Origin of the sequence: Sulfitobacter sp. 1A12779 (assembly GCF_043557315.1) — a bacterium.
Taxonomy (GTDB): Bacteria; Pseudomonadota; Alphaproteobacteria; order Rhodobacterales; family Rhodobacteraceae; genus Sulfitobacter; species Sulfitobacter faviae.
Genome location: NZ_JBIFFU010000009.1, coordinates 1 through 23,481 on the forward strand (window position 1 = coordinate 1; position 23,481 = coordinate 23,481).

24 protein-coding genes and 1 tRNA gene are annotated in these 23,481 nt (G+C 63.4%); 17 read left to right on the forward strand and 8 right to left on the reverse strand.

The genetic code is table 11. From position 1 onward, the window contains the following. Window positions 1-79 precede the first annotated feature (79 nt). Entirely contained in the window at window positions 80-838 is a 759-nt protein-coding gene (locus tag ACGYLQ_RS11765) for a MauE/DoxX family redox-associated membrane protein (protein WP_394443138.1), read from the forward strand. A 45-nt stretch (window positions 839-883) separates the two neighbouring features. On the opposite strand, the gene ACGYLQ_RS11770 is transcribed toward ACGYLQ_RS11765, so the two are convergent. The 5 genes from ACGYLQ_RS11770 to leuD form a co-directional block, all read right to left on the reverse strand. Further along, a tRNA-Pro gene (locus tag ACGYLQ_RS11770) sits at window positions 884-960 on the reverse strand. A gap of 189 nt (window positions 961-1,149) precedes the next feature. Beyond that, a complete protein-coding gene (gene leuB / locus ACGYLQ_RS11775) occupies window positions 1,150-2,256 on the reverse strand; it encodes a 3-isopropylmalate dehydrogenase (RefSeq protein WP_394443139.1) in 1,107 nt (368 codons plus the stop codon). A 69-nt stretch (window positions 2,257-2,325) separates the two neighbouring features. Beyond that, window positions 2,326-3,432 carry an endonuclease/exonuclease/phosphatase family protein gene (locus ACGYLQ_RS11780; protein WP_394443140.1) on the reverse strand — a complete coding sequence of 369 codons (1,107 nt, stop codon included), beginning with the start codon at window positions 3,430-3,432 and terminating at the stop codon, window positions 2,326-2,328. Continuing rightward, a complete protein-coding gene (locus ACGYLQ_RS11785; RefSeq protein ID WP_394443141.1) occupies window positions 3,315-4,145 on the reverse strand; it encodes a hypothetical protein in 831 nt (276 codons plus the stop codon). The genes ACGYLQ_RS11780 and ACGYLQ_RS11785 overlap by 118 nt, the downstream gene beginning before the upstream one ends. Before the next feature lie 277 nt (window positions 4,146-4,422). After that, complete coding sequence (gene leuD, locus ACGYLQ_RS11790) at window positions 4,423-5,028, reverse strand: 3-isopropylmalate dehydratase small subunit (protein WP_067268508.1); 606 nt, start codon at window positions 5,026-5,028, stop codon at window positions 4,423-4,425. Window positions 5,029-5,108: 80 nt separating this feature from the next. Between leuD and ACGYLQ_RS11795 the strand changes: the two genes are divergently transcribed. Continuing rightward, complete coding sequence (locus ACGYLQ_RS11795) at window positions 5,109-5,324, forward strand: DUF2945 domain-containing protein (RefSeq protein WP_067268510.1); 216 nt, start codon at window positions 5,109-5,111, stop codon at window positions 5,322-5,324. Between the two features lie 38 nt (window positions 5,325-5,362). Here the strand turns inward: ACGYLQ_RS11795 and leuC are convergent, their stop codons facing one another. Next, on the reverse strand, window positions 5,363-6,769 hold the full coding sequence (gene leuC / locus ACGYLQ_RS11800; protein ID WP_394443142.1) for a 3-isopropylmalate dehydratase large subunit: 1,407 nt from the start codon (window positions 6,767-6,769) through the stop codon (window positions 5,363-5,365). A 278-nt stretch (window positions 6,770-7,047) separates the two neighbouring features. On the opposite strand from leuC, the gene ACGYLQ_RS11805 reads away from it, so the two are divergent. The 3 genes from ACGYLQ_RS11805 (at window position 7,048) to rlmH (ending at window position 9,454) form a co-directional block, all read left to right on the forward strand. After that, window positions 7,048-8,403, forward strand: coding sequence for a mechanosensitive ion channel family protein (locus tag ACGYLQ_RS11805; protein ID WP_394443144.1), 1,356 nt, complete (start codon window positions 7,048-7,050; stop codon window positions 8,401-8,403). A 186-nt stretch (window positions 8,404-8,589) separates the two neighbouring features. Then, a complete protein-coding gene (gene rsfS, locus ACGYLQ_RS11810) occupies window positions 8,590-8,961 on the forward strand; it encodes a ribosome silencing factor (RefSeq protein ID WP_067268516.1) in 372 nt (123 codons plus the stop codon). A 22-nt stretch (window positions 8,962-8,983) separates the two neighbouring features. Next, the gene (gene rlmH, locus ACGYLQ_RS11815) at window positions 8,984-9,454 is read left to right on the forward strand and encodes a 23S rRNA (pseudouridine(1915)-N(3))-methyltransferase RlmH (protein WP_067268518.1); all 471 of its coding nucleotides are present in this window, start codon (window positions 8,984-8,986) and stop codon (window positions 9,452-9,454) included. An 11-nt stretch (window positions 9,455-9,465) separates the two neighbouring features. On the opposite strand, the gene ACGYLQ_RS11820 is transcribed toward rlmH, so the two are convergent. Continuing rightward, window positions 9,466-9,822, reverse strand: a complete 357-nt coding sequence (locus ACGYLQ_RS11820; RefSeq protein WP_271692826.1) for a hypothetical protein — start codon at window positions 9,820-9,822, stop codon at window positions 9,466-9,468. 185 nt (window positions 9,823-10,007) lie between these two features. On the opposite strand from ACGYLQ_RS11820, the gene ACGYLQ_RS11825 reads away from it, so the two are divergent. The 9 genes from ACGYLQ_RS11825 (at window position 10,008) to ACGYLQ_RS11865 (ending at window position 17,656) form a co-directional block, all read left to right on the forward strand. Next, complete coding sequence (locus ACGYLQ_RS11825; protein ID WP_394443145.1) at window positions 10,008-11,459, forward strand: FAD-linked oxidase C-terminal domain-containing protein; 1,452 nt, start codon at window positions 10,008-10,010, stop codon at window positions 11,457-11,459. Next, on the forward strand, window positions 11,456-12,568 hold the full coding sequence (locus tag ACGYLQ_RS11830; RefSeq protein ID WP_394443146.1) for an FAD-binding protein: 1,113 nt from the start codon (window positions 11,456-11,458) through the stop codon (window positions 12,566-12,568). The genes ACGYLQ_RS11825 and ACGYLQ_RS11830 overlap by 4 nt, the downstream gene beginning before the upstream one ends. Beyond that, on the forward strand, window positions 12,565-12,933 hold the full coding sequence (locus ACGYLQ_RS11835; protein ID WP_394443148.1) for a hypothetical protein: 369 nt from the start codon (window positions 12,565-12,567) through the stop codon (window positions 12,931-12,933). Before ACGYLQ_RS11830 ends, ACGYLQ_RS11835 begins: the two co-directional genes overlap by 4 nt. A 13-nt stretch (window positions 12,934-12,946) precedes the next feature. Continuing rightward, window positions 12,947-14,275 carry a glycolate oxidase subunit GlcF gene (glcF, locus tag ACGYLQ_RS11840; protein ID WP_394443149.1) on the forward strand — a complete coding sequence of 443 codons (1,329 nt, stop codon included), beginning with the start codon at window positions 12,947-12,949 and terminating at the stop codon, window positions 14,273-14,275. Between the two features lie 48 nt (window positions 14,276-14,323). After that, a complete protein-coding gene (locus tag ACGYLQ_RS11845; protein ID WP_271692831.1) occupies window positions 14,324-15,154 on the forward strand; it encodes a serine protease in 831 nt (276 codons plus the stop codon). 149 nt (window positions 15,155-15,303) lie between these two features. Further along, the gene (locus ACGYLQ_RS11850; RefSeq protein ID WP_067268529.1) at window positions 15,304-15,774 is read left to right on the forward strand and encodes an Hsp20 family protein; all 471 of its coding nucleotides are present in this window, start codon (window positions 15,304-15,306) and stop codon (window positions 15,772-15,774) included. 246 nt (window positions 15,775-16,020) lie between these two features. Further along, the gene (locus ACGYLQ_RS11855; protein ID WP_394443150.1) at window positions 16,021-16,527 is read left to right on the forward strand and encodes a hypothetical protein; all 507 of its coding nucleotides are present in this window, start codon (window positions 16,021-16,023) and stop codon (window positions 16,525-16,527) included. 182 nt (window positions 16,528-16,709) lie between these two features. Then, window positions 16,710-17,384, forward strand: a complete 675-nt coding sequence (locus tag ACGYLQ_RS11860) for a metal-binding protein ZinT (protein WP_394443151.1) — start codon at window positions 16,710-16,712, stop codon at window positions 17,382-17,384. 14 nt (window positions 17,385-17,398) lie between these two features. Beyond that, a complete protein-coding gene (locus tag ACGYLQ_RS11865; protein ID WP_394443152.1) occupies window positions 17,399-17,656 on the forward strand; it encodes a DUF6525 family protein in 258 nt (85 codons plus the stop codon). A gap of 58 nt (window positions 17,657-17,714) precedes the next feature. Here ACGYLQ_RS11865 and ACGYLQ_RS11870 read toward each other — a convergent pair whose 3' ends face one another. Then, the gene (locus ACGYLQ_RS11870; protein WP_394443153.1) at window positions 17,715-19,190 is read right to left on the reverse strand and encodes an NAD-dependent succinate-semialdehyde dehydrogenase; all 1,476 of its coding nucleotides are present in this window, start codon (window positions 19,188-19,190) and stop codon (window positions 17,715-17,717) included. Between the two features lie 91 nt (window positions 19,191-19,281). On the opposite strand from ACGYLQ_RS11870, the gene ACGYLQ_RS11875 reads away from it, so the two are divergent. The 3 genes from ACGYLQ_RS11875 (at window position 19,282) to ACGYLQ_RS11885 (ending at window position 23,411) form a co-directional block, all read left to right on the forward strand. Beyond that, window positions 19,282-20,070: an alpha/beta hydrolase gene (locus ACGYLQ_RS11875; protein WP_394443155.1), complete on the forward strand. Its 789-nt coding sequence runs from the start codon at window positions 19,282-19,284 to the stop codon at window positions 20,068-20,070. A gap of 127 nt (window positions 20,071-20,197) precedes the next feature. After that, window positions 20,198-20,827, forward strand: a complete 630-nt coding sequence (locus ACGYLQ_RS11880) for a DUF1523 family protein (RefSeq protein WP_394430674.1) — start codon at window positions 20,198-20,200, stop codon at window positions 20,825-20,827. A gap of 76 nt (window positions 20,828-20,903) precedes the next feature. Then, window positions 20,904-23,411 (forward strand): cation:proton antiporter, encoded by a 2,508-nt coding sequence (locus ACGYLQ_RS11885; RefSeq protein WP_394408464.1) that lies wholly within the window; start codon window positions 20,904-20,906, stop codon window positions 23,409-23,411. The last annotated feature ends 70 nt before the right edge of the window (window positions 23,412-23,481 follow it).

Genomic DNA, 23,481 nt, shown 5'->3' on the forward strand with positions numbered 1-23,481 from the left:
TCCTCCCAAACAGGATGAATCACAGATCAGCCCTCAAGGGAATCTATTCCGATTCAGGTTTTGCGTCGGACGCTTTAGGATGGCCGAAGGAAAGGGCAAGACCGCGAAACTCTACCGGATGGTGATGGAGCAACACCTCTGTCCCTTCGGGCTGAAATCGAAAGACCTGCTGGAGCGGCAGGGCTACCACGTCGAAGATCACCACCTCACGACCCGCGAAGAGACCGATGCCTTCATGGCGAAAGAGGGTGTGGAGACCACGCCGCAGACTTTCATCGAGGGGGAGCGGATCGGTGGCTACGACGATCTGCGCGTGCATTTCGGTTTGGACAAGCCCAAGGAAGAGCAATCGGACACCAGCTATCAGCCCGTCATTGCCATTTTCGGTGTGGCCTTCCTGATGGCACTGGGGCTCTCTTGGTATGCATTCGGCAACATCTTCACACTTCGGGCCTTCGAGTGGTTCATCTCGATCTCCATGTGTTTCCTCGCCGTTCAGAAGTTGCAGGATATTGAGAGCTTTTCTACGATGTTTCTGAACTACGACCTGCTGGCGCAGCGGTGGGTGCCCTATGGCAAGGTCTATCCGTTCGGGGAGGCGTTGGCGGGTATTTTGATGACCGCCGGGGCGCTGACCTGGCTCTCGGCCCCCGTGGCGATCGTGATCGGCGCAATTGGCGCGGTTTCGGTCATCAAGGCGGTCTATGTCGATAAACGCGAGCTGAAATGCGCTTGCGTCGGCGGGTCGAGCAATGTGCCGCTTGGGTTCGTCTCGCTTACCGAGAACGTCATGATGCTGGGCATGGGGGTTTGGATGCTGCTCAAGGTCTACGGCTGAGCGGAGTGATCCGAGTTCTTGGGCCTAGGGAGCTGTGGGGGTATCTGGTCGGGCTGAGAGGATTCGAACCTCCGACCCCCTGCTCCCGAAGCAGGTGCGCTACCAGGCTGCGCTACAGCCCGACCGATGTGCAGCGCAATAGCGCAGCTTGGCGGCTTTGGCAATTGGTCAGTTGCAGGGATTTTGCGTGGCGTTTGCGGAAAGCGGGGGTAATTGGGGGCGCTGCCCCCGCAGCCTGCGGCTGCTCCCCCGAGGGTATTTGAGAAAGGATGAAGGGGAGGGGGCGGGGCGTGAAACCCCGCCTTGGTTTCTTAGAGGCTGGCGTCGAGGGCTTTGAGGATCGCGTCGCCCATCTCCTCGGTCGTGATGGGGGTGCCGCCTTCGGGGCCCATCAGGTCGGGGGTGCGGGCGCCATCGGCCAGCGCGCGTTCGACGGCTTTTTCCAGACGTGCGGCTTCTTCGCCTTGGTCGAAGGAGTAGCGCAGCGCCATGGCGAAGCTGAGGATACAGGCGATCGGGTTGGCCTTGCCTTGGCCTGCGATGTCGGGGGCGGAGCCGTGGACGGGCTCGTAGAGGGCCTTGGGGCGGCCATCGGCGTTGGGTGCGCCGAGGCTGGCGGAGGGCAGCATGCCCAGGCTGCCGGTCAGCATGGCGGCGCAGTCACTGAGGATGTCGCCAAAGAGGTTGTCGGTGACGATCACGTCGAACTGCTTGGGTGCGCGCACGAGCTGCATGGCGCCATTGTCGGCATACATGTGGCTGAGTTCGACATCCGGGTATTCGGCGTCGCGCACCCGTTGGGTGACTTCGCGCCACAGGATGCCGCTTTCCATGACGTTGGCTTTCTCCATGGAGCAGACTTTGTTGCCGCGGCGGCGGGCGAGTTCGAATGCCGAACGGGCGACGCGCTCGATCTCGCTTTCGGTGTAGCGCTGCGTGTTGATGCCGACGCGTTCGTTGCCTTCCTCGAAGATGCCGCGCGGTTCGCCGAAATAGACGCCGGAGGTGAGTTCGCGCACGATCATGATGTCGAGCCCCGCGACCACGTCTTTTTTCAGCGAGGAGAAATCGGCCAGCGCGTCAAAGCATTGTGCCGGGCGCAGGTTGGAGAAGAGGTCCATTTCCTTGCGCAGGCGCAAAAGGCCACGCTCGGGTTTCACGGCGAAGTCGAGGTCGTCGTATTTCGGGCCGCCCACGGCGCCCAGCAGCACGGCGTCGACTTCGAGGGCGCGGGCCATCGTGTCATCATGTAGCGGGGTGCCGTGTTTGTCATAGGCTGCACCGCCGACCAGATCATGCTCTACGTCGAAGGCCAGATCGCGCTTTTCGCCGAACCAGTCGATGATGCGCGTGACCTGCGCCATGACCTCGGGGCCGATGCCGTCGCCGGGGAGGATGAGCAAGGATGGGTTGGCCATGGGAAACTCCTGAAAATACGGTTGGAGATTGGGTAGCCTGCGGGTTCCGGAGGGTCAAGATAGGGGGCGTCAGCGGGTGAGGTCGACCCAGAGGAGGGCATGGCGGCTGGCGCTTTCGCCCTTGGGCCAGATGAGGCCAGCGTCGAGCACCTGCCAGTCGCGGGAGGGCAGGATGTAGTCCACGCGCATTGGGCCGGTTTGCGACCAGTCGACGGTGGGCTGGTCGGGCAGCGGGTCTTGCAAGGTAGGGTGAACGAGCAGCATGGCGATGGCGTCACCGCGTCCTTCTCCGCGCGTAGGATCAAGGTTGGCATCACCGAGGAGGATGAAAGCATCTTGGGGCGGGGTGCCGATGGCTCCGGCAAGGTGGTGAGACCAGAAGGCTGTTTCATCATGGTTGCGGCGGCCATTGCGGTCTTCGGGGCCGTCGAAGACCGGCGGGGTGGCGTGGTATGTCAGCAGCGTCACGGGGCCCTCCGGGGTTTGGATCGGCAGGGACCAGTGGCCGTTGGAAGAGAGGCGCTGCGTGGCATGGGCTTCGGCCCCCGCGAAGGGGGTGCCGTCGATCATCGGGTAGAGTGTATCGGGGAGGTCGCGCCAGAGGAGGGTGCTGAAGTCTTGAAACTCGGTCTCTTGGATCGGGTGGCGTGAGAGGATCGCCATGGCGCCTTGGCCGAAGAAACGGCCATAGCCTTGGGCGTCGCGGGGGGTGCCGAGCCTGCCGTCAGCGTCGAGGTCGACCCCGCTTTGGCGGCCTGCATTGGGCGTCGCGGCGAAGCGGTGGGGATAGGGCGCGCCCGCGGCGGAGAGGGCATCAGCGAGGGCGTTGAGGGCGGCCTGTTCGAGATCGTAGTCCATGCCTTGTAGCGCGATGATATCGGGATCGGCGCTGGTGATGGTTTCGATCACGGAGGCGACGGCGGGATCGTCCCCGCGTAGGATATCGCGCAGGAGCAGGCCCGGCCCTTTGCGCGACAATTCGGTGTTGAAGGTGGCGATGCGCAGCGGTTCGGCCTGCGCGGTGCCGGTCAGCAGGAGCAGCGCCAGCAGGAGGCGGATCAGGCGGCCTGCATATGCGCTTCGGCGTAGGCGCGGCGGCGTTTGTCGTGAATCATCTCGGCCACCCGCCCCATGGCGATGCCGCGCATGATCATACTGGCCGGAAGGAATGCCCATGCGCTTATTGTCCAGATCATGGTTTGATGATTGCTCAGTGAGATCGGATCTAGCAGATCGGCGGTGGCCTTGACCACTGCGGGGATGAAGAAGGGCAGAAGGAAGCCAAGCGCGATGTTGATCCGCGCGTCCCGTTGCAGCCGGTAGAGCACATCGCCCCCAGCGGTTGGATCGAAAAGTGGCAGGTTCACCCAGACGTTGAAGGCGCCTTGGCGCGCGGGCCAGCCCATGACACGCACCAGCACCACGAAGGTCGCCAATGCGATGAGCGAGACCAGATAGGCCAGTCCCGCCGCCGTGCGGATCAGGTTGACCGCCGCGAGAGGGGCGTCGGCGGGCATCATCAGAACCACGAGGCGCACCGGGGAATAGGGGAAATCAAGCGCATTGCCCAGTATCGTGCCAAGCGCGGTGAGCGCGTCGGTCAGCAGGGTGGGTGCCGTTTGACCCCGCGCGATAAGCGACAACACGAGGATCGTGAAGAGCAGGCTGATGAAGCGCAGCCGATTGAAAGGCGGCGCGTCGCGGAATTCGACGATGCCGGGCTGGCGGGCGTTGTATTCCATGAAGGTCAGGATCGCCGCGATACAGGCGAGCAGCACGGTGATTTGGCTGGATTCCGCATCGGCCCCCGGCAAGAGAAGCGCCGGGATGGCAATCAATAGCGCCACCAATAGGCCACGCGTCGCCGCGCCTGTCATTCGTCCGATCACTGCTCTGCCCTTTCAAACTGGCCAGCCGCGATACGATGCCGCGTGCTTGTTCCAACTTGATGCCCCCGGTTGATGGGGTGTGCCTCATTCTGGTCCAATTTTTGCCTTCTTTCCGCACATGCCTCAAGGCTCCGCGGAGAGAAGAGCAGGATACTGGGGTATTTTGAGGGAGGGGGTGGTGCCTTCTTGCATCAATTCCGTGGCGGTTTGATGGCAGGCGGCAACATCTTGTGGGCGCGCGGTTTGCGCCCACAAGGTTGATCATGCAGGCCGGGCGTTAGACCCAAGGGCGGCTTTGGCCCAGCGAATCCTCATAGCTGTCGATGGCGGCACCTTTTTCGAGCGTGAGGCCAATGTCGTCCAGCCCGTTGAGAAGGCAGTGCTTTTTGAAGGCGTCCACTTCGAAGGGGAATGTCTCACCATCTGAGGTGGTCACGGTCTGGCCTTCCAGATCGATGGTCATCCGCGCGTTCGATCCTTTTTCGGCGTCTTTCATCAGCACGTCGACCTGCTCTTGCGGCAGGGCGATCGGCAGGATGCCGTTCTTGAAGCAGTTGTTGTAAAAGATGTCGGCAAAGCTGGGTGCGATAACGCAGCGGATGCCGAAATCAAGGATCGCCCAAGGCGCGTGTTCGCGCGAGGAGCCACAGCCGAAGTTGTCGCCCGCCACGAGGATCTGCGCGTCGCGATATTGCGGTTGGTTCAGCACGAAATCGGGGATTTCGTTGCCTTCGCGGTCATAGCGCATTTCGTCGAACAGGTTCACGCCAAGGCCGGAGCGTTTGATCGTCTTGAGAAAGACCTTGGGGATGATCATGTCGGTGTCGATGTTCACCAGCGGCATGGGAGCCGCGGTGCCGGTGATTTCTGTAAACTTTTCCATCGGGGTATCCTTCGGAGAGTGCGGGAACCGCGCCGCCTGACGGCGCGTTCTAGGCAAATGGTATATCAGGAGGGCATGGCATGTCGTACCAAACCGGCACGAAGGTGGAATGGGACTGGGGCAATGGCACCGGGACCGGCAAGATCGTCAAGAAATACACGCAGAAGATCACGCTGAAGCTGCAGGGCAGCGAGGTGACCCGCAAGGCGAGCGATGACGAACCGGCCTATAAGATCGAACAGGACGACGGCAGCGAAGTGCTGAAGTCCGGCAGCGAGTTGCGCAAGGCCGACTGAGCCCTGCGCAACGCGCCCGGTATCCATGCCCCGGTCGCTCACGCCAGTTCGCGCAGGTCGGTCAGGTGACCGGTGAGTGCGGCGGCGGCGGCCATGCCGGGGGACACGAGATGCGTGCGGCCCTTATAGCCCTGACGCCCCTCGAAGTTGCGGTTCGACGTCGCCGCGCAGCGTTCGCCGGGAGCAAGCTGGTCGGGGTTCATTGCCAGACACATGGAGCAGCCTGCCAAACGCCATTCGAAACCGGCCTCGCGGAAGATATCCGCCAGCCCTTCTTCCTCGGCCTGCGCCCGGACGAGGCCGGAGCCGGGCACGACCATGGCACGCAGACCGTCCTTGATCTTCTTGCCCTTCAGCACTTCGGCAGCGGCGCGCAGGTCTTCGATGCGGCCGTTGGTACAGGAGCCGATGAAGACAGTGTCGATCTCGATATCGGTGAGCTTTTGGCCCGGTTTCAGGTCCATATATTCCAGCGCACGTTTCACCGCGTCGACCTTGCCGCCCTTGAAGTCATCGGGCGAGGGGACCGTCGCGTCGATCGGCAGCACGTCTTCGGGCGAGGTGCCCCATGTGACGACCGGTGCGATGTCTTCGCCCTTGAGCGTGACGACCTTGTCCCAATGGGCGTCCTCGTCAGAGAAGAGGGTTTTCCACCAGTCCATCGCCGCTTCCCACTGTGCGCCTTTCGGAGCGTGGGGGCGGCCCTTGCAGTATTCGAAGGTCTTCTCATCCGGCGCGATGAGGCCCGCGCGGGCGCCGCCTTCGATTGCCATGTTGCAGACGGTCATGCGGCCTTCCATCGACAGGTCGCGGATCGCCTCGCCGCAGTATTCGATGACATAGCCGGTGCCGCCCGCGGTGCCGGTGGCGCCGATGACGGAAAGGGTGATGTCCTTGGCCGTGACGCCGGGGCGCAGCTTGCCGGTGATCTCGACCTTCATGTTCTTGCCCTTGCGCTGGATCAGCGTCTGGGTGGCAAGGACGTGTTCGACCTCAGACGTGCCGATGCCGTGGGCCAGCGCGCCGAAAGCGCCGTGGGTCGCGGTGTGGCTGTCGCCGCAGACCACGGTCATGCCGGGCAGGGTCCAGCCCTGCTCGGGGCCGACGATATGCACGATGCCTTGGCGCACGTCCGAGACGGGGTAGTAATGCACGCCGAACTCACGCGCGTTCTTGTCGAGGGCGGAGACCTGAATGCGGCTGTCCTCGGTCATCGCTTCGGGGTCTTCGCGGCCCTCGGTGGTCGGCACGTTGTGATCCGGCACGGCGATGGTCTTGTCCGGGGCGCGCACCGTGCGGCCCGACATGCGCAGCCCTTCAAAGGCCTGCGGGCTGGTCACTTCGTGGACGAGGTGACGGTCGATATAAAGCAAGCAGGTGCCGTCATCGGCTTCGTGGACGACATGGGCGTCCCAGATTTTATCGTAAAGCGTCTTGGGGGACATGATGGTCCTCTCCCGTGGTTTGGAATGGCTATGGGTGTGGCTGAGAGGGGTGGCTTATAGTCGCGCCAGAACGCTATGCGTCGCGCCGAAAAAGCGTTCGCGCAGACGCGCACGGTCGCAAAGATCAAACACCAGTATCATGGGGCAAGGGATATAGAGCCTGAGCGAGTCTCGCAAGGTGTCGTGATCGTCTTGGAGGCAGGGGGTGGGCTGCGGGTCATCTTGCCCCGACGCAAAGCCTGTGCGACCGTGATCCTCCCTAGCTGCAAAGGCCGACCATGATCCCTGAAAGCCACCCGTTTACGAACTTCCTGCTGTCGCTTCAGGCTCTGTTCGACGGGGTGCTCGGCTTTGGGGAAAGCATTCTAAACCCCGGCTGGCGGCAAAACCAAATCCTGATCCTGCTGGCCTTGGTGGCGTTGGCGTGGGTGTTGCACCGGGTCACCGGCGTGATGTTGCAAAACTGGGTCCGCTCGCGCGAAGGCTGGTCCAAGTGGCAGTTGCGTGTGGTGGTGCAGGTCAAACGGCGCTTGGGGCTGATCTGGTTCGCTTTGCTGGCGGGGCTGCTTTATCAGGTGATGCAAAACGTGACTTGGCCGTCACGGTCCTATCTCATCGGTTTGGCGGCGACGTTGGCGGCGATCTATGTGGGCATCGCTTTCGCCGCGCGTCTGGTGCGCAACCGTCCCTTGCGCCGCATGGTGACATGGGGGCTGTGGATTTATGCCACGCTCTACATGCTGAACGTCGCCGATGATGTGGCCTTGTTTCTGGACGGCGTCGCGCTGACGGTGGGCGAATTCCGCCTCTCGGTGCTGACCATTCTGACCGCGCTGGTGGTTGTCGGCGCGCTTTTGACCATGGCGCGGCTGGTCAGCACGACCACCGCCGCGACGATCCGCAAGAACGAAGACATCAGCCCCTCCATGCAGGTGCTGGCCGTGAAGGGGGTGCAAATCCTGCTCTACGGCCTTGCCTTCTTCATCGGGGTGCGGGCGGTGGGGATCGACCTGACCGGTCTCGCCGTGCTCTCAGGTGCGATCGGTGTGGGCCTTGGTTTCGGACTGCAAAAGGTGGTGTCGAACCTCGTCTCTGGCGTGATCATCCTGCTCGACAAGTCGATCAAGCCCGGCGATGTGATCAGTCTGGGCGAGACCTTTGGCTGGATCCAAACGCTCGGCGCGCGCTATGCGTCTGTGGTGACGCGGGATGGCAAGGAATACCTGATCCCGAACGAAGATCTGATCACCGGGCAGGTGGTGAACTGGTCCCACTCCAATGACTTTGTGCGGCTCGATATCTATTTCGGCACGGCCTATTCCGACGATCCGCATCTGGTGCGCAAACTGGCGGTGGAGGCGGCCAAGGGGGTCGACCGGGTGCTGAGCTACAAGGCCCCGGTTTGCCATATCGTCGGCTTTGGCGATTCGTCGGTGGATTACATCCTGCGCTTCTGGATCAAGGACCCAACCGGCGGGCTGACCAACATTCGCGGCAATGTCTATCTGGCGCTTTGGGATGCTTTCAAGGAACACGGCATCTCCATCCCCTTCCCGCAGCGCGAGGTAAAAGTCATCGAAGACAGTCAACTGGCCCTGTCGCGTGCCGCGGCATCTCGGGATATGCCTGAGTGAGCGGGGATTTGCGCCGTGGTTAACGCTATGGCTACGCGATCCATTGAAAAATGAACCCCGGGTCGCTAAATTGGGGCTGCTCGGCACCGGGGCAAGCGTTCAGCATTGATGGTGCTATTTACGAAGGAGGACAATGTCCTGTCTCTTAACGTTGACGCAGCGCAGGCTGCTGACCATGGGGCTGCAATGACTGCCGCCTCGCAAATCGCAACCAGCGACGACCTGCTGGCGCTTATCCTTTCCTCGCTGAATGACGACAAGGCCGAAGATATCGTGCAGATCGATCTGCGCGGCAAGACCGCCATCGGCGACTATATGGTGATCTGCTCGGGCCGCTCCACGCGGCAGGTTTCGGCGATCTCGGAAAAGCTGGCGCAGGCCGTCAAAGACGCCACCGGACGCACGTCCAAGATGGAAGGCCGCGAAACCGGCGACTGGGTCTTGATCGACACAGGCGACGTTGTCGTGCATGTCTTCCGGCCCGAAGTGCGTGAATTCTACCAGCTTGAAAAGATGTGGCTGGGCGGCGACGACGCGGCCACAGCGGCACCGCACTGATCCCGCTTTGCGGGCCTAGGTCATGCGGGTTCACATCTGTGCCATGGGCCGGCTTCGCGCCGGTCCGGAAAAATCCCTTGTCGATGATTATTTGACCCGGTTCGACCGGACCGGGCGCGGTCTGGGCCTTGGCCCCGCGCGCGTGGTCGAGATGGAAGACAAGAAGAACGGCGGCATGGCCGCCGAAGCCGTGCTGCTACGGCGCGCGATCCCCCAAGGGGCGGTGATCTGCGTGCTGGATGAACGTGGCAAGGTCGAAACCTCCCCCGCATTCGCCGAACGGCTTGGCAATTGGCGGGACGCCGGGCGGGGGGATTTGGCCTTTGTCATCGGCGGGGCCGATGGCATCGACCCCAGCCTGCGGGCTGAGGCGGATCATGCCCTCTCTTTTGGCAAGATGGTCTGGCCGCATATGCTGGTGCGGGTCATGCTGGCCGAACAGCTTTACCGCGCCGCCGCGATCCTTTCGGGCGGGCCTTATCACCGGGTCTGAAAGGGCGCAGGTCAGGGCAGCGGGATCGTCACCAATTCCGAAGACCAGCCACTGACGCTGTCGCGCGCCTGAATGCTGACCTCTGTCATCCCCTCGGGGATGCGCACGCCCGAAAGCGAGCGGGTGAAGGGCTGCTCTTTCACATGCGGATGCGCCAGATTGCGGGTGCCCAAGGGTTTCCCATCGGGGTCCAGAATGCGCCAAGCGTCGGCATAGTGGTCCCAGCCACTGTCGTTGTGCCGGATGGTGACGTCAAACTTCCACAAATCGCCCTGTCGATCGACCGTGACATTCAAAATGGCGGGCGGATCGGCGAAACCCGGCGCGGCAAAGGCCAAAAAGGCGAGAATGAGGCTACGTTTGAACATGGGACACCAATAAAACAACGAACTGAATATAGCGCATTTCGGAAAGGTTCCAAGGTAGGCGGAAGTTGGGCCCGGTGCAATTCACCTTGAAGCCGCAATTTAGTGGTGCAATTGCACCAGGCGCGCGGCAAACTGGCCAAACCCGCGCCATAGGCTCTATGCTGCGGGCCAGAGGAGGGACCGCAATGCAGATGCCAACACCCGATGCCGGGATCATTGCGCGCAAGGCGCGGGTCGTGGCGCGGCTGCGTGCGGCTCTGCCCCGCGATGCCGTGATCGACGATGCGCATGAGACCCGCGCCTATGAATGTGACGCGCTGACGGCCTATAAATGCCCCCCTCTGGCCGTAACCCTGCCTGCCAGCACCGAAGAAGTCTCGTCCATTCTGGCAATCTGCCATGAGGAGGGCGTGCCGGTGGTGCCGCGCGGCTCGGGCACCTCGCTTGCCGGAGGGGCCTTGCCCACCGCCGATAGCGTGGTGCTGGGGGTGGCGCGCATGGCCGAGGTGCTTGAGGTCGATTACGACAACCGTCTGATGCGCGTGCAGACCGGGCGCACCAACCTCAGCGTCACCGGCGCGGTGGAGGAAGACGGCTTTTTCTACGCGCCCGACCCTTCCAGCCAGTTGGCCTGTGCCATCGCGGGCAATATCGCGATGAACTCGGGCGGGGCGCATTGTCTGAAATACGGGGTCACCACCAACAACCTCTTGGGCGTCACCATGGTCATGATGGACGGCGAAGTGGTCGAGATCGGCGGCGGTTATATGGACGCGGGCGGGCTGGACCTTTTGGGCGTGATCTGCGGCTCCGAGGGGCAGTTGGGCGTGGTGACCGAAGCCACCCTGCGCATCCTGCCCAAACCCGAAGGCGCGCGGCCCGTGCTGATGGGGTTCGACGACAACGCCGTCGCCGGGGCCTGTGTCAGCGACATCATCAAGGCCGGTGTCCTGCCCGTGGCGATCGAATTCATGGACCGCCCCTGCATCGAGGCGACGGAGGCTTTCGCCCATGCGGGTTATCCGATGTGCGAGGCGCTGCTGATTATTGAGGTCGAAGGCTCGGATGCCGAGATCGACCACCAGCTTGCCCTGATCACCGAGATTGCCCGCCGTCACAACCCGGTGGAACTGCGCGAAAGCACCAGCGCCGAGGAAAGCGCCGCGATCTGGCTGGGGCGCAAGTCCGCCTTTGGCGCGATGGGGCAGATCAACGACTACATGTGCCTTGATGGCACCATCCCGGTGAACGAATTGCCCATGGTGCTGCGCCGCATCGGTGAGATGTCCGTTGAATATGGCCTTAAGGTCGGCAATGTCTTTCACGCGGGCGACGGCAATATGCACCCGCTGATCCTGTTTGACGCCAACAAACCCGGCGATTTGGAGAAATGCGAGGCCTTTGGCGCCGACATCCTGCGGCTCTGCGTCGAAGCGGGCGGTTGCCTGACCGGGGAGCATGGGGTTGGGATCGAGAAGCGCGATCTGATGCATGAGCAATACGGCCCCGCGGATCTTGAGGCGCAATTGATGGTGAAGGATGTCTTCGACCCGGCATGGCTGTTGAACCCGGCCAAGGTCTTCCCCCTCGACGTGACGGAAGGGCGGCGCGGCAGCGGCGTGTCGGTGGCGGCGTGACGGTTACTTCCGAAGCGGAACTGGCCGAGGCGATCCGTGCCGCAGAGGCGCCCCTCTCCCTGCGGGGTGGCGATACACGTGGCATGGCAGGGCCGGGCGCGGCGCTGTCGCTTGCCGGTCTGCGGGGGGTCACCCTTTACGAGCCGGGCGCGCTGACGCTGGTCGCGCAGGCGGGCACGCCGGTCTCCGAGATCGAGGCCGCTTTGGCCGCAGAGGGGCAGCGGCTTGCCTTTGAGCCGATGGACCACCGCGCGCTCATGGGCCGCAGCGGCACGCCGACCATCGGCGGGGTCTTTGCCGCCAATGTCAGTGGCCCGCGGCGGCTTGCTGTTGGGGCGGCGCGGGATTTCCTCTTGGGGGTTCGGTTCGTCGATGGGCAGGGGGCCATCATCAAGAACGGGGGCCGGGTGATGAAGAACGTCACCGGCTATGATCTGGTCAAGCTCATGGCCGGGTCGCAGGGCACCTTGGGCGCGTTGACCGAAGTCTCGCTGAAGGTACTCCCGAAACCCGAAACCAGCGCGACGCTCGTGCTGTCCGGGCTGGACGAGGCCGCCGCCATCGCCGCGATGGCGCTGGCCATGCGCAGCCCCTTCGAGGTAACTGGCGCGGCCCATGACCCGGCGCAGGGGCGAACGGTTCTGCGGTTAGAGGGGTTCGAGACCTCAGTCACCTACCGGATCGGGCGGTTGAAGGATTTGCTCGCCGCCACGGGGGGCGAGATCGAGGTGCTTGCAGAAGGTAGCTCAGAGACCCTCTGGCGTGATCTGCGAGATGTGGCACCTTTCCATGGGGCGGCGGGCGATGTCTGGCGCCTGCATTGCCGCCCGACCGAGGCCTCGGCGCTTGCGGCAAAGTCCGGGGCGGAGGCGCGGCTCTATGATTGGGCCGGGGGGCTGCTATGGCTGCGCATGGCCCCCGGCACGGACCTGCGCGCGCGTTTGGGGCGGTATGACGGCCACGCGACCTTGTTGCGGGCCGAGGCGGCGGGGGCTCTGCCCCGGCAGGAGCCCGAAGCGCCGGGGGTGGCGCGGTTGACGGCGGGGCTCAGGGCCAAGTTCGACCCCCGTGGCCTGTTTAACGCCGAAGCCTTGGCCCGCAGCACATGACTTTGGTGCTGGTCTTCCTCATCGTCTTTCTGATCGGCCCCTTTCTGTTCAAGGCGCTGATCGCCGTGCCGCCTTCGCTTAGGGCCATCCGCGCCTTGGCGGCTATGGTGCTGGTGACCTTTCTCATCGCGCTTGCCCTGCGCTATGGTCTGCTGCGCTATTGGGGTGACAGCGCTTGGCTGTTGGGGGTCATCGCCTTGGCGCTCTGGGCCGCTTGGATCGGGGTGATCGCGCTGGTGGTCCAATCCCTGCGCCGGGCCGATCCGCGCCCGGCGATGCGCCGGTGGAGCGGGGTTTTGGGGGCCGTGGGCACGACGGTGCCGTGGTTCGGCCTCGTCCTCGCCAATCTGATGCGCAGCACATAGGAACGGAGCCGCCATGCAAACCACCTTCACCCCCGCGCAATTGCAGGACCCCGACACGCAGCGCAGCAATGAGATTCTGCGCGCCTGTGTGCACTGCGGCTTCTGCACGGCGACCTGCCCGACCTATCAGGTCTTGGGCGATGAGTTGGACAGCCCGCGCGGTCGCATCTACCTGATCAAGGACATGCTGGAGAACGACCGCGACCCGGATCCAAAGACGGTTCAGCATATCGACCGCTGCCTGTCTTGCCTCGCCTGTATGACGACCTGCCCCTCGGGCGTGCATTACATGCATCTGGTCGATCACGCCCGCGCTTATATCGAAGAACGCTACAAGCGCCCCATGGGCGAACGCGCCCTGCGCTGGATGCTGGCGCGGATTCTGCCCTATCCCACACGCTTTCGGCTGGCGCTGCTCGGGGCCAAGATCGGGCGGCCTTTTGCCCGGCTGATGCCCGACGCGCGGCTGCGCGCCATGCTGGAGATGGCGCCCAAGACGGTCCCCCCGGTCAGCCGCAACGACGACCCGCAGAGCTTTCCCGCCCATGGCAAGCCGCTGCGCCGGGTGGCCCTGATGACCGGCTGCGCCCAAAAGGCGCTGAACACCGATATCAACGACGCCACGATCCGGCTGCTAACCCGCGCGGGCTGCGAGGTGGTGGTGGCCCAAGGGGCGGGCTGTTGCGGCGCGCTGACCCATCACATGGGCAAGACCGATGAGAGCCACGCCCACGCCGCCCGCAACATCCGCGCATGGCGGGCCGAGATGGACGGCGAGGGGCTGGATGCCATTGTGATCAACACCTCGGGCTGCGGTACCACGGTCAAGGACTACGGCCATATGTTCCGTAATGACCCGTTGGCAGAGGATGCGGCACGGGTTTCGGCCCTTGCAAAGGATGTGACGGAACTGCTGGCAGAGCTCGACTTGCCCTTTGCCGAACCGGCAGAGCCGGGCATTGTCGTCGCCTATCACGCGGCCTGCTCGCTGCAGCATGGGCAACAGATCAAGGCCACGCCGAAGACTCTGCTGAAACAGGCGGGATACACGGTGGTGGAACCGGCGGACAGTCACCTCTGCTGCGGCTCGGCAGGTACCTATAACCTGATGCAGCCCGAGATTTCGGCCAAGCTGAAAGAGCGCAAGATCAAGACCTTGGAGGCCAAATCGCCGGACGTAATCGCGGCGGGCAATATCGGCTGCATGATGCAGATCGGATCGGGCAGCGGGGTGCCGGTGGTGCATAGCGTCGAACTGCTCGATTGGGCCTGTGGCGGGCCGAAACCGCCCGCGCTCAGCCGTGATCCTGACGCGCCTGCACAGGTGCCGCGTTTACGTTAAGCCTGCGCCGTATTTTCGCCGCAACTCCCCTATATCCGCCAAGTAAACATGGTTTTGAGGTGCATTTTGCGACAATTGTTGGCGGCTATCTTCGGCGTCTTTACCCTTGCCACGGCGGCGCTGGCCCAAGACAGCGCGCTCAAAGCGCTCGACAACGGTGTGGATGCCGCCGCTTGGGAGGCGGTGGGCCGTCTCGACATCGGTGGGACCGGCTTTTGCACCGGCACGCTGATCGCCCCGCGTCTGGTTCTGACCGCGGCGCATTGCCTGTTTGACCGCGAAACCAAGGCCCGGATCGACCATGGTGAGGTGCAGTTCCTCGCCGGTTGGCGCAATGGCCGCGCCGGGGCCTACCGCGACATTCGCCGCGCTGTGGTGCATCCCGATTACGTCTACGACGGTGAGGTCTCTTCGGGCCGGGTGCGCAATGATCTGGCGCTTCTGGAACTCTCCCGCCCGATCCGCAACACCACCATCCGCCCCTTCGGCACCGCCGCGCGTCCGCGCCCCGGCGACCGTGTGGGCGTGGTCAGCTATGCCCGCGATCGGGCCGAGGCACCGTCTTTGCAAGAAGTCTGCAAGGTGCTGGCCCAGCAAGAGGGGGTTCTGGTGACCTCCTGCGCGGTCGATTTCGGCTCTAGCGGCGCGCCGATCTTTAGCTTCGTCGCAGGCGAGGCGCATATCGTCTCCGTCGTTTCGGCCAAGGCCGAGGTTGAGGGCGCGCAGGTCTCGCTTGGCACGGCGCTTGGCGCGCCTTTGGCGCTGCTGCAAGCGGAGCTGGTGGCGGGCAAGGGCGTCTTCCTCGATTCCAACCCCGCAGGCAAGCGCATCCGCGTCGGCGAAGAGCGCGGCACCGGGGCGAAATTCATCCGCCCGTAATTCTGCGCGGCAGGACTTGAAAGCGCGCAAACCCTTTCCCACATGAGCTTTGCCGAGGTGCCTCAATAGGGCTTCGGCGCTTGAAAAACCGGGTCTGTCCAATGGTGGAAGGCCCGATATGTCAATCGCTCACTGATGAGGATGAACACATGCGTAGCTTTGATTTCGCACCCCTTTACCGCTCCAGCGTTGGTTTCGACCAGATCGCCAACATGATGGACCGGGTTCTGACAAATGATGGGGCCACCCCCAGCTATCCCCCCTACAACATCGAAAAGCTCGACAACGATGCCTATCGCATCTCGATCGCCGTCGCCGGTTTCTCGGATAGCGATCTGAGCGTCGAAGTGCGTGAGAAGGCGCTGATCGTTTCGGCCCGCAAGGCGGATGAGGATGAGGCCAAGACCTATCTGCACCGTGGCATCGCCACCCGCGCCTTTGAGCGTCGCTTCCATCTGGCGGACCACGTTCAGGTCATCGGCGCGGCCCATGCCAATGGCATGCTGCATATCGAGCTTGAGCGTCAGGTGCCCGAGGCCCTGAAACCGCGCCAGATCACCATCTCTTCCGAGGTGAAGGCGATCGACAAGGACGTGGTTGACGCCAAATCCGTGAACTAAGCGCGACCGTTCCAGCGCTTTGCGAAGGCCCGCTTTTGGCGGGCCTTTTTTGTGGGCGGTCGCCTCCCAAGCTCAATCCTTTCGTGGGTGAATATCTGCCGAAGGCTAGGGGCGAAAGCGGCGGCTTTCTGCTGCGCGGGGGGCGGGGTGAAACCAAGTAAAAGCTGTCGGGTTGAGTGGGGGACCGGGCAGGCGTGCCCGGACAACAGCGTGCAGAGTACCGCACGCGCAATGAAAGGAAGAACCATGACGACCTATGCAAATTCCCTACGCAAGCTTTCCCTGACCACGGCTGTCGCCGCTCTTATGGCGGCCCCAGTCGCCGCACAGACGCTGGACGCGGGTGTCGGCACCGATGCGACCGCCGATCTGGCGGGCACGGAACTGGACACCACAGCCGGGGCCGAGGCGAATGGCACCCTGACCACCGAACAGGCCATCGACCAAACCGTGACCTCGGACATTGATACGGATTCCGATATCGCGCTGGATGGCAGCACCGTGGCCGTCGCCTCAGATGATACGGTCATCGGCACCATCTCGAACGCAGAGCCGCAAGCGGACGGTTCCATGCGCTATTCCATCGATCTGGCCGAGGCATTCGCCGCCGATAGCGACCGTGCGGTCGTACAGATCGACCAAGATGTCGACGCCGATGGCCAGCTGCTCATCGGCATGACAGGCGAAGAATTCGCCGCGGCCCTGTCCCAGCAAGTGAATGCGGACGGCGCGGCGCAGACCCGGACGAACTAAGACGGGTCACCCCAGGGCGTATCTCTCCCCCGCCCGAAGGCCGGCAGCATGAAAGTGCTGTCGGCTTTTTCATGTTCGGGCTGGCGGACATCGGGTTGCAAACTCTCCGGGACAGGGCTACTCCGCGCTAGTTATGATATAACATATCGAATCATGACGCAGGCCAAACCACGGAGAACGACATGCCCCAAACATCCGCATCCCCGCTATTCTTCCTGACGCTCAGCGCGGGCCTTGCCCTTTCGGCCCCGGTCGTGGCTGAAACGAAAGAGGTATCGCATGACCACGATCATTCCCATGCGCATGACCACGCCCACGACCAGAACGACATCTACAAAGGCTACTTTGACGACGCGCAGATCAAGGATCGGCCCTTGTCGGATTGGGAGGGTGATTGGCAATCGGTCTACCCGCTTTTGCAGCAGGGCGCGCTGGACGCGGTGATGCAGCACAAGGCCGAGCACGGCGACAAGACGGCGGCGGAGTACAAGGCCTATTACGAGGTTGGCTATGCCACCGATGTGGACCGCATCACCATCGACGGTAATGCCGTGACCTTCTTCCGAGACGGTGATCCGGTGCAGGGGCGCTATGCCAGCGATGGTTATGAAGTGCTGACCTACAAGAAGGGCAACCGCGGCGTGCGCTATGTCTTTGCCAAAGAGGGCGGCGATGCCGAAGCGCCGGAATATATCCAATTCAGCGACCATATCATCGCGCCGCAAAAGGCCGATCACTATCACCTCTACTGGGGCGACGACCGCGCCGAGGTTTTGGAAGAGTTGACCAATTGGCCGACCTATTTCCCCGCCGAGCTGAGCGCGTCTGAGATCGCGGCGGATATGCAGGCGCATTAAGGGCGGCCCGCGGCATGACTGGCAAAAAGCGAAACCTGCGCAGCGGGCTGAAACAGCGGCGCCGTCAGGGGAACCCGATGGCGGCCTTTGACCAACTGCCGCCGCCCCTGCGGGCATGGCTGGCGCAGGCGGCGCTGCCGTGGTCGCCCCGTTCGGCGCATCGGCTGTGGTGTCGGGCGTTGCGGCGTTGCGAAGGTGATGTCGCGCAAGCGATCTCGCATCTTTCGCAGGCGGAGCGCCGGATGCTGGCACAGGACCGGCTGACGCAATAGCCCGATGCAAAACGGGGCGCGCCATGGCACGCCCCGTTTCTTTAACTTCCGCCGGTGCTTAGACCGACAGGCAGACGTATTTCATCTCAAGATAGTCTTCGATCCCGTGGTGCGATCCTTCGCGCCCGAGGCCGGATTGCTTGACCCCGCCAAAGGGCGCAAGCTCGGTCGAGATGATGCCGGTGTTGACGCCGACGATGCCATATTCCAGCGCCTCGGCCACCTTGTAGACGCGGCTGAGGTCCTTGGCATAGAAATAGGAGGCAAGGCCAAAGATCGTGTCGTTGGCCATGGCGATCACGTCATCCACATCCTCGAACTTGAAGAGCGGCGCGAGGGGGCCGAAGGTCTCTTCCTTGGCGACCTTCATGTCCTGCGTCACGCCGGTCACGATGGTGGGCCCGAAGAAGTTGCCGCCCATGTCGTCCTTGGCGTTGCCCAGAATGATTTCCGCGCCGTTGTCGACTGCATCCTTGATATGCTCTTGCACCTTGTCCGAAGCTTCGGGGTTGATGAGCGGGCCAAGATCGGTGCCTTCTTCCAGCCCGTCGCCCACCTTCATCTTGCTCACGCGGTCCTTCAGTTTGGCCGCGAAGGCGTCATAGACGCCCGCCTGCACATAGAGCCGGTTCGCGCAGACGCAGGTCTGGCCGTTGTTGCGGAACTTGCACATGATCGCGCCCTCGACGGCCGCGTCGAGATCGGCGTCGTCGAAGACGATGAAGGGCGCGTTGCCGCCCAGTTCCATCGAACATTTCATCACCTGATCGGCGGCCTGTTTCAGCAGGATGCGCCCGACTTCCGTGGAGCCGGTGAACGTCAGCTTGCGCACGGCGGGGTTCTCGCAGAACTCCTTGCCCACGGCCGAGGAGGAGGAGGATGGCACCACGTTGAACACGCCCGCCGGGATCCCTGCGCGTTCCGCGAGCACGCCCATGACGATGGCCGAGAGCGGCGTCTCCGCCGCCGGACGCGCCACAAAGGAACAGCCCGCCGCCAGCGCCGGGGCCGCCTTGCGGGTGATCATCGCGTTGGGGAAGTTCCACGGGGTGATCGAGGCCGCGACGCCAATGGGCTGCTTCATCACCATGATGCGTTTGTCACGCTGGTGGCCGGGGATCATCTCACCGTAGACGCGCTTGGCCTCTTCGCCAAAGAATTCGATGAAGGACGCGCCATAGGCGATCTCGCCCTTGGCTTCGGCCAGCGGCTTGCCCTGTTCGGCGGTGAGGATGGTGCCCAAATCGTCTTGGTTCTCCATCATCAGGTCGAACCATTTGCGCAGCACGGCGGCGCGTTCCTTGCCGGTCCAAGCGGCCCAGTCTTTCTGCGCCTTCTCGGCTTGGGCAATCGCGCCCGCGACCTGCGCGCGGCTGAGGTCGGCGACCTGTGCGATGACATCGCCCCGCGCGGGATTGGTCACGTCAAATGTACCGTCGTCGCCTTCGACCCATTGGCCGCCGATATAGGCGCGGGTTTCAAGCAGGCTGGGGTCTTTCAGCAGTGATTTCAGATCCGTCTTAGCATCAGTCATGTCATCTCTCCGCTATTCTCTATAGCCTCCAAAGCAACAACGAGTATGATTGTCCAGTTAAGTTTGATCAAATCCGGGGTGGGAGACCCAAATGATGCTAGATGACGCCTATGCAAACGCTGCCTATATCGACGGGGCCGACGGCTTTCCGCCCCGCTGGGAAAAGGAGGCAGAAGCATTCCGCGCGTCATTGGGGGCGCGGGCGCAGCTTAACGTGCGCTATGGCCCTTCGGACCGTCAAAAGTTCGACTTCTTCCAGCCCGAGGGCGTGTCGCGCGGCACGGCGGTCTTCGTGCATGGCGGCTATTGGAAGGCTTTCGACAAAAGCTATTGGTCGCATCTGGCCGCCGGTCCTTTGGCGCGGGGCTATGCCGTGGCGGTGCCGTCCTATGACCTCTGCCCCGCTGTGCGCATTTCCGAGATTTCCACCCAGATCGCCGCGGCGCTGACCGAAGTGTCGAACCGCACGCAGGGCACCATCGTGCTGTCGGGCCATTCGGCGGGCGGGCATTTGGTGGCCCGCATGACCGACCCGCTGCTGTTGGGGGCCGAGGTGCGCGACCGGATCACGCGGATCGTGCCGATCTCCCCCGTGGCTGATCTGGCGCCCTTGCTGCAAACCGAGATGAACGACACCCTGCGGCTGGATGAGGCCGAAGCCGCCGCGGAAAGCCCGATCAAGATGACCCCGCCCCACGGCGTGGATGTGACCGTTTGGGTCGGCGCGGCGGAGCGGCCCGTCTTCCTCGAGCAGGCCGAGAATTTCGCCCGCAGTTGGGGCGCGAAACATGTGGTGGCCGAGGGCAAACACCATTTCGACGTGATCGATCCGCTGTCAGAGCCGGACAGCGACCTGACCAAAGCGCTGCTGGGCAGCTAAGGTCCGCATTCTGCGGCAAATGTCCCGCCTTATTGCGCGTAAGGCATTTGCCGCAGTGCCGCGGAAACACTATGTCAGAAGGGCAAAGGCCCTGTCCGGCCGCGCGACCTAATGGAAAGGGCCGAAGATGAGAATCGTTAAATGGGTGTTCTGGGTGACCGTCTGGGTGCTGGTGGGGGCGTTCTTCCACTATACCCTGCCGCAGACCGATATCGTCCGCGTTACGGACACCTATGAAAAGCGGATCGACTTCGGCAACAACTCGATCTTCTGGTCCGGCTCATCGACTGATAGCGCGGGGCAGGCGGTCAACCGCGATGTCTTTTTCATCCAGACCCGGCGCGCCAAGGGCGATGTCATGGTCTACCGCAACGAAGACACCGGCTGGGGCTGGCCGCCCTATTTCAAGTTCGACACCGCCAACCTTCAGGCCGAGGCGGCGGATGCCCGCAGCACCACCGGCGCGCCACAGTATTATGCGCTGAAACACTATGGCTGGCGCAGTGAGCTGTTGTCGATCTACCCCAATGCCATCTCGCTCCGCCCGGTCGAGGGGCCGGAGGCGGGCAAGGGCATCCCTTTCGTGACCATCATCGTGCTGACCCTCGCCGCGGCACTCTTCTATGCGATCTGGGTGCGCTGGCGGCGGTTCCGCCGGGCGCGGCTGGACCCCAAGATCGAGGCGATCGAGGATGACATCGCCGCGCGGCGGGGCCGTTTTGCCCGCTGGCGCGCCGAACGTCGCGCGCGCAAGTAACCTCACCACGAACTGCAGGCGCTGACCGGGGCAAGAAGCGCCCCGCATTCAGCTAAATTCTGGTATTCCATCCTATATGGACATCATCCTCGTCACCACGGTCATTGCGTCGCTCTTTGTCGTTATCGGCTTGGCCGAACCTTTGGCGGCGCGGTTGCAATTGCCCTATAGCGTGATCCTTGCGGTGCTGGGCATCCTGATCGGGGTCTCGGCGACCTTTTTCTTGCGGACCGATCTGACGGATGCGCTGAACCCGGTGGCGGCGGCCATTCTGGGGCTGCCGATCCGGTCGAACGTCTTTCTATACGTCTTCCTGCCGACGCTGTTGTTTCAGGCGACATTGGGGATGAACCTGCGCCGCATGGTCGACGACTGGGTGCCCATTCTGGTGCTGGCGGTCGTGGCCGTGGTGGTGGCGACGGTCAGCATCGGCTACGCACTGTTCTGGGTCAGTGCGATCCCGCTGGCGGCCTGTCTGCTGATCGGGGCCATCGTCTCGACCACGGACCCATCGGCGGTGGTCTCGATCTTTCGGTCGATCTCGGCCCCGCGGCGGCTGGCGCGGATCATTGAGGGCGAAAGCCTGCTGAACGATGCCGCGGCCATCGCGCTTTTCGGTCTGTTCATGGGCTATGTCATGCTAGGCATTCCCGACCCGGAACTGGGCAGTGCGCTTGCGCAATTCCCGATGCTGATCGCAGGCGGGGCGCTGGTGGGCTGGCTGGGCGCGCGGATCGCGGTTTGGGTCATGGCGCTGTTTGCGCGGCATGAATTGGCGCAGCAGTCGATCTCGGTCGCGTTGCCCTATCTGGCCTATATCGTGGCCGAGCAAAGCGTCGGCGCTTCGGGGGTGATCGCCGTGGTGGCGGCGGGGTTGACGCTGAACCTCACCGCGCCGGGGCGGCTGCCGCCACAGGCGCTGACCAACCTGCGCGAGCTTTGGGACGTGTTGGCCCATTGGGCCGGGGCGCTGATCTTTATCCTCGCTGCTCTGCTGATCCCGCGGCTGCTTGAGGAAGTCCGGCTGGAGGATTTCTTTCTCATCGCCGTGGTCGTGGTGGCTGCCATTTTCGCCCGCGCGGTGATCCTTTTCGGCCTGCTGCCCCTGTTGACGGCGGCGAAGCTTTCGCCTGCGGTCGAGCGGCCCTATCGGGTGGCGATCCTCTGGGGCGGCTTGCGCGGAGCGGTCACATTGGCGCTGGCGCTGGCGGTGACGGAAAGCGTGCGCGTGCCGGACGACATTCAGCGGATCGTGGGTATCTTGGCCACCGGCTTCACGCTCTTCACCCTGCTGGCCCAGGGTACGACGCTGCGTTGGATCATCGGGCGGTTGGGGCTCGATCAACTCTCGCCCATCGATCACGCGCTGTCGCGGCAGGTCATCGCCGTGGCCTTGCAGACCGTGCGCGAGGACGTGGCCCAAACGACAGAGAATTACGATCTGAACCGCGACATCGTGCGCTCCGAGGCGAAACGGTTTGGCGAACGGCTTGAAACAGCGGTCAAGACCGCGGAGGAGGCGACCGATATCCTCGACCGCGACCGCATCGCGCTTGGGCTGATCGCGCTGGCGGGGCATGAGCGTGACACGATCCTTGCACGGGTGCGGGAGCGGACGATCTCGGCCCGGATGGCCGATCTGGTGCTCTCGGATGCGGACCGGCTGATCGAAGGGGCGCGAACCCAAGGGCGCAGCGGCTATCAACGCGCGGCCCGGCGCAGCGTGGCCTATGGGCGCACTTTTCGCGCGGCGGCAGTGCTGCATGGGCGCTACGGCGTGTCGGGGCCGCTGGCGCGGATGACGGCGGACCGCTTTGAAATGCTGCTGTCGCAACGGCTGATCCTGCGGGATCTGGGCACTTTTATCGATGGCCGCATTCGCCGGATCCACGGGCGGCGGGTGGCGGAATTGCTGCACGACCTTCTGGCGCGCCGCATCGAAGGGATTGAAACCGCGCTGGAGGGGCTGCGCTTGCAGTATCCCGGCTACGCCGAGGAGTTGGAACGGCGTTTCATCCGCCGCACGGCGCTGCGTTTGGAAGAGCGCGAATATACATTGATGCGCGAAGACGGTCTTTTTGGGGCCGAGGTCTATACCGCCTTGATGCAGGAACTGGCGACCCGGCGTACCGCGGCAGAGGGGCGTCCGGGCCTTGACCTTGCCGTGCGGCGGGGCGCTTTCATCGAGCAGTTTCCGCTGTTTGCGGATCTGGAGGAGGGCGCGCTCAAGCGGCTGAGCCGGGCGCTCAAGACACGCTATGTCGATATCGGCGACGTGGTTTTGCGCAAGGAAAGCCCCGCGCGCAGCGTGTTTTTCATCGCCTCAGGTGCTGTCGAATTGGAAAGCGCGGGTCAGACTTGGCGTTTGGGGCGGGGGGAGATGTTCGGCCAGATGGCCATCCTGACGAACCGCGTCCGCCGGGTGGATGTGCGCGCCATCGCGCCGACCACGCTTTTGGTTCTGGACGAGGACCGGTTCCGCCGCCTGCTGGAACGGAGCGCGGCCCTGCGCGAGGCGGTGCGTGCCAGTGCGGAGAAGCGCGGGATCGATCCGGTGGATCTGATCTCGGGCGGGCGGGGTTAGGTCGGGGCGTCAAACGTTGGGGGGCGTTTGGGGGCGGTGTTGTGCAGGGTATTTGAGAAAGGATGAAGAT